We start from the raw sequence: 5,022 nt of genomic DNA, 5'->3' as shown, positions 1-5,022 counted from the left end.
CATGAAGTTGCGGGTGTGCAGGGCCGACAGCGCGGCAGCCTCGTCCGGCCGGAAACCCAGGCGGACCAGCCGGCGCTGACGACCCTGGTCCATCGCCTGTTGCAGGGCCTGCACCCGGTCGAAGCCGGCGGCCACGTCGTCGGGATGCCATCCACCCGCGGCGAGCACCACCAGCGCGTCGAAGACGTCCGCGTTGAGGCCGGCGGTGTCGGCGAGCGCGTCGTGGCGACGGTGGATGGCCGCCCGCAGCCGGTCGCGCAGCAGCGGGTCGAGCCGTGCCTGATGCTCCAGGTGGGCCATGCCGAACACCACGTGCCGGCGCTCGTCCTGCATGGCGAGCCAGCAGATCCGGCGCGTCACCGGGTCCGGCGCGAACTGGTGCAGGAACGAGAGCAGGTCGACGAAGCTGCCCTCCCCGAGCACGGAGAGCAGGAACGAGGCCAACGCGAAGTCGGACTCCGCGACGAGCGTGAACAGCGACTGTCGACCGCCGGCGGACGACGTACCCATTTCGCTGCCGCGCAGCAGCGCCCGCCGACCGAACACCTCCATGTGTCGGGCCTCGTCGGCCATCTGCACGGCGAGGAGCTGCACCACCTCCCGGAAATGCGGGTGGATGCGCCCCACGAACCGGGCCGGCACGACGAGAGCGGCCTGCTCGTTCTCGACCAGGTAGGTCATCACCTGCACCACAGCGGCCTCGACGTCGGCCGGTAACGCGAACGGGTCGTCCCACGGCACCGCGGTCTGCGGGTCCCACTGCCGTGCCGCCGCCTGGGCGTAGAGATGCGGAGCGACGTCGGCCCACACCAGGTCACGGTCGTCCAGATCGAACCGGGCCTCGGGGCCACCGGCTTCCAGCAGCGCGCCCCGGGCACCCAGCCCCCACCGCGCCGGCGGGCGGCTGTTGAGCGCCGTCGGCAGGGCTGGCCCGGCCCGCTCCGCGCCGAACCAACGGTCGTCGTCCGCCGTACCCCGCACGATCACCGCGACCAGGTCGCTCCGGTCGTCACGCTCGGGCGACTCGACCCGATGGCCCCGGCCACGGCACCAGGCGGGCAGGTGTACTCGCAAAGCCGGGTCGCGGCCGGAGACCGCCAACCGGCCGCCGGGCGGCAGCCCGGCCAGGGCGCGTTGCACGAGCAGGTGCGCGCCCCGGCCGAAACCCAGGTCGCCGAGGTCGACCTCGGCGGCCGGTGCCGCGCTCACGGCCGGTAGTCCGAGGCCGTCACCCGCCCGTCGGGGGAGTAGAAGCCGGTGGCATCGACAGCACCGGCCAGGGCGTCGTATCCGGTGGTCCGGCCGTCCTTCCAGGCCGTCAGCCCTTCCAGGTCGAGCAGCGGGCGCACCTGCGGATCGGCGTACGACATGCCGAGCAGCAGCGTGCCGAAGAGCCGGACCCCGGCGGACTCCGGTTCGCGGACCGTCATGTTGCAGTGGTCGTACGGTGTGGTCTGCGCGATGATCCGGGTGCCGTCGGGCGGCAGGGTGCCCTCCCGGACGAACGCCAGGTGGTTGGCGTCGATCATGCAGGCGGCGTCGACCTCCCCGGCCGTCAGGGCGCGGGCGGCGTCGCGCTCACCACCGATGTGGTCGCCGTGCAGGCCGACGCCGACGTCGAAGCGGCGTACGTCGACAGCGACCCCGGCCGCCGCGAGGTGACCCAGCGGAATCAACGTCGCCTGGGGGCTGTCCACCGCTCCGACGGCGACCGTCATCCCGGCCAGGTCCGCTGTGGTACGCACCGGTGAGTCGGCCCGGACCACCACGACCGAGGTGAGGTCCTGGTCGGTGTCGCGCATGGTCAGCGCGCGCACGCTCGTGCCCGTGGCGACCGCCAGTCGCTCGGCGCGTAACCAGGCCAGGGGAGAGTTCCACGCCGCGTCGATCCGCCCGGCGACGAGATCCTCGACCTGTCGCTCGTAGTGCGAGTAGAGGACGAAGTCGAAGTCCAGGCCGCGGCCGCGCAGCCAGGCGCGGAAACCCTCCCAGATGGTCACCACCTTGGGGTCGTACGCGACCGCTCCCATCAGGACGCCGGGCGCCGGCATCAGCGATTCGCCTCGTCGAGCAGTGGCAGACCGGTGGCGACCCGGCCGACGAAGTCGTACAGCGCGTCGGTGGTGGGTGCCATCACCCGGGCCGCGCGCGAGTCGCGGAAGCGACGCTCAAGGCCCAACTCTTTGCGGAACGCGCTGCCACCGCAGAGCTGCATCGCGCCGTCGGTCACCTCGGCGACGGTCTCCCCGGCGAGCGCCTTGACCTGCAGCACGCGCAGCATCGCGTCGTCACGCCCGGTCTCCAAGGCGGTGAGGGTGTCGCCCAGGAAGGCGCGCAGCGCATGAGTGCGGATCATCAGTCGGGCGAGGTCCCGGCGGGTGACCGGCGCGTCGCGCAGGGCGGCGCCGGTGTGGGTGAGCGTCGTCGCGGTGAGGTGCCGGCCCGCCTCGGCGACCGCGCTGTCGGCGAGGCCGAGACAGAACGCGGCGTTGAGCACCAGGAACCAGGGCAGGACCGCGCCGAGCGCGGTGTCGAGCCCCGCCCCGTCGGCAGCCATCATCGCCGTCGACGGGACCAGCAGCCCGTCGGCGGTCATTGGCCGGGAGCCGTTGCCGCGCAGGCCGAGCCCGTCGAAGCTCCCGGTCACGGTCAGGCCGGCGCTGTCGGCCGGTACGAGCCACAGCGTCATCGGGCCGGCGTCGCGGGACAACGGGAGGCTCGACCAGACGTAGCTGGTGGCTTCGCCGGCCGAGGTGACCCAGCTCTTGCGGGCGTCGAGGCGGACGCTGTCCTCGTCGGTGGCGGTGGCGGTGCCGGTCGGCGACCAGAAGTGGCTGCGTGACCCGTACTCGGAGAAGGCCAGGGTGGTGAGGTGGCCGCCGGTCGCGATGGCCGCGCGGACCTCGCGCGGGCCGTGCGCCTCGATCACCGCGGTCGCCGCGTAGTGCATGAGCACCACCATCGCTGTGGAGCCGCACTCGGCGGCCAGCCGCTCGACGACCTCGGCGACCGTCCGCATGCCGTGGCCGGCGCCGCCGACCTCGGTGGAGGAGGCCAGACCGAGCAGGCCGGCCGCGCCGAGGGCGTCGACACCCGACCGGGGGAAGACGCCCTCCCGGTCGACCGACGCCGCCTGCGGCCGGATCACCTCGTCGATGACGGCGCCGAGCGTGTCGGCGACGTCGGGGGTGGACTGGGCATTGTCGACAGTGGACGTCATGCTGGTGCCCCTTCGGCCGAAGCGGTGGGACCGCGGCCGACACTATCCGAACCGGAGTACGCAGCGCGAGTGTCGGATCACCGTCTGGTGCGGGTGCCGTCCCGGTGCGGCCGGCCGTGCCCGTCCTCCCGGTCGATCCGCAACTCCCGCTCCAACTCGGCGATGACCGCCCGCAGGTCGTCCAGCCGTTGGGTCAGCGCGATGCGGTCCACCTCGTCCGGTACGCCGTCGCCGTCCTCGTCGTAGTCGGGGGCCAACCGCTCGGTCATCTCCAACCGGCGTGCCTCCTCCATCGAGTTGACGATGACGGCGATGAGGATGTTGAGAAGCAGGTTGACGGTGATGACGACGTAGCTGACGTAGTAGAGCAGCGTCCACGGCGAGATGGCCATGCCCTGCTCGATGAGGTCCGGCAGCGTCTCCAGCGACAGCAGCACGAACAATGTCAGCAACGACCGGCCGATGTCGCCGTACTCCTCCGGATACCTGTTGCCGAAGATCAACCAGCCGGCCATGCCGTACACGTAGAGCGTCACCACCGCCAGGGCGAGGAAGCCGGTGACGCCCGGCAGGCTGCGCCACAGCGCGGAGACGATGGTCCGCAGACCCGGCGAGAACCGCACCAGCCGCACCATGCGGGCGACCCGCACGACCCGCAGCAGTGCCGGATCGCCGTGCAGGCCCGGTATGAAGATGGCGGCGATCACCACGAAGTCGAAGACGTTCCAGCCGTGCCGGAAGAAGTCCTGTGGACGCCTGCCGTACGCAGCGAGTCGGACACCGATCTCGACGACGAAGACGGCGCGGAAGAACAACTCCAGCCAGTGCAGTGCCGTGCCGGCCGGGCTGAGGTCGTCGTAGGTCTCCAGGCCGAGCACTATCCCGTTGGCGAGGATGACCACGACGATGGCGATCTCGAAGGGGCGCGACCGGGAGAGTCGGGCGCAGCGGGCGGCCCAACCGGATCGGTGGGGTGGGACTGTGGCCGGCCCGCCTCGCTGGGCGGGCGCGGGTACGTCGCTCACCAGCCGGCCGGCTCGATCGGGCGCGCCGGGGCCGTGGCGTGGGCCCACCTCCGGCCGTCGTCGTGGCGGTGCGGCTGGTGTGCGGGCATGCCCACCAGCCTAGCCAAGATCCATGACGGTGCGCGATCGTGCGCCGCTCGTCAGTGACGCGCCCGCTCCGGCGTCACCGGCGCTGCGAAGAACTCAACGAGCGGGTCGACGATCCTCGGGTGCGCCCGGTTGATGGCGTCGTGGCCGCTGCGCACGATCGTCAGCGTCCGGGCGCGCGGCAGGGCACGGGCCAGCGCCGCGTTCTGCTCGACGTAGTAGGGCGGACCGTCGGCGCCGCAGGCCAGCAGCACCTCGGCGCTCACCCCGGCCCACCGGGTGGCCGGCCCGTCGTGCGCCAGGATCAGCGCCGTCTCCTCCAATGTGGTCGGCAGCAGGTCACCCATGGTCCGGCCGATCGGCGTCCGCAGGAAGGCGCGGATGATCGCGGTCCGGACGCCGAGCGGGAGTCGTCCCGCTGCCATGTGCGAGTTGATCCCCGCGGTCGTGATGGCGAGACTCTTGGCGGTGTCACCGGCCTCCGCTGCCGCCCGCGCGGCCGGCAGCCACGCCGACGGGAAGCTGCCGTCGATCGAGATCGCGGCGTCGTAGAGGGCGAGCCGGTCGATCGGCAGTCGACGTGCGGCTTCGAGCGCCAGGAAACCTCCGCTGCTGTGGCCGATGACGTTGCCCGACCCGGTGTGCTCCAGCACGACGGCGAGGTCGTCGACCTCCTGGTCCGCGGTGTAG

The 5,022-nt window shown here is 72.2% G+C and carries 5 protein-coding genes; all 5 read right to left on the bottom strand.

Features of this window, described 5'->3' with window-relative positions; translation table 11 throughout:
- On the bottom strand, positions 1-1,209 hold a 1,209-nt coding region (locus ACWCO3_RS31355; protein ID WP_450013497.1), incomplete at its 3' end, for a hypothetical protein.
- Positions 1,206-2,051: a phosphate/phosphite/phosphonate ABC transporter substrate-binding protein gene (locus ACWCO3_RS31350; protein WP_358053781.1), complete on the bottom strand. Its 846-nt coding sequence runs from the start codon at positions 2,049-2,051 to the stop codon at positions 1,206-1,208. The genes ACWCO3_RS31355 and ACWCO3_RS31350, both read right to left, overlap by 4 nt.
- Positions 2,051-3,220, bottom strand: a complete 1,170-nt coding sequence (locus ACWCO3_RS31345) for an acyl-CoA dehydrogenase family protein (RefSeq protein ID WP_450013495.1) — start codon at positions 3,218-3,220, stop codon at positions 2,051-2,053. Before ACWCO3_RS31345 ends, ACWCO3_RS31350 begins: the two co-directional genes overlap by 1 nt.
- 77 nt (positions 3,221-3,297) lie before the next feature.
- The gene (locus tag ACWCO3_RS31340; RefSeq protein ID WP_357932985.1) at positions 3,298-4,245 is read right to left on the bottom strand and encodes an ion transporter; all 948 of its coding nucleotides are present in this window, start codon (positions 4,243-4,245) and stop codon (positions 3,298-3,300) included.
- A gap of 140 nt (positions 4,246-4,385) precedes the next feature.
- Positions 4,386-5,022, bottom strand: a 637-nt coding sequence (locus tag ACWCO3_RS31335) for an alpha/beta hydrolase (RefSeq protein WP_450013493.1), incomplete at its 5' end; no start/stop codon positions are given.

The sequence above is a fragment of the Micromonospora sp. NPDC002411 genome, assembly GCF_053592955.1.
Note: the sequence above shows the minus strand (reverse complement) of the source record. Positions and strands in the feature narration are given on the sequence as shown.

Coding starts and splice junctions, on each gene's coding strand:
- ACWCO3_RS31350 (WP_358053781.1), bottom strand. CDS start 2,051: ATGCCGGCGCCCGGCGTCCTGATGGGAGCGGTCGCGTACGACCCCAAG.
- ACWCO3_RS31345 (WP_450013495.1), bottom strand. CDS start 3,220: ATGACGTCCACTGTCGACAATGCCCAGTCCACCCCCGACGTCGCCGAC.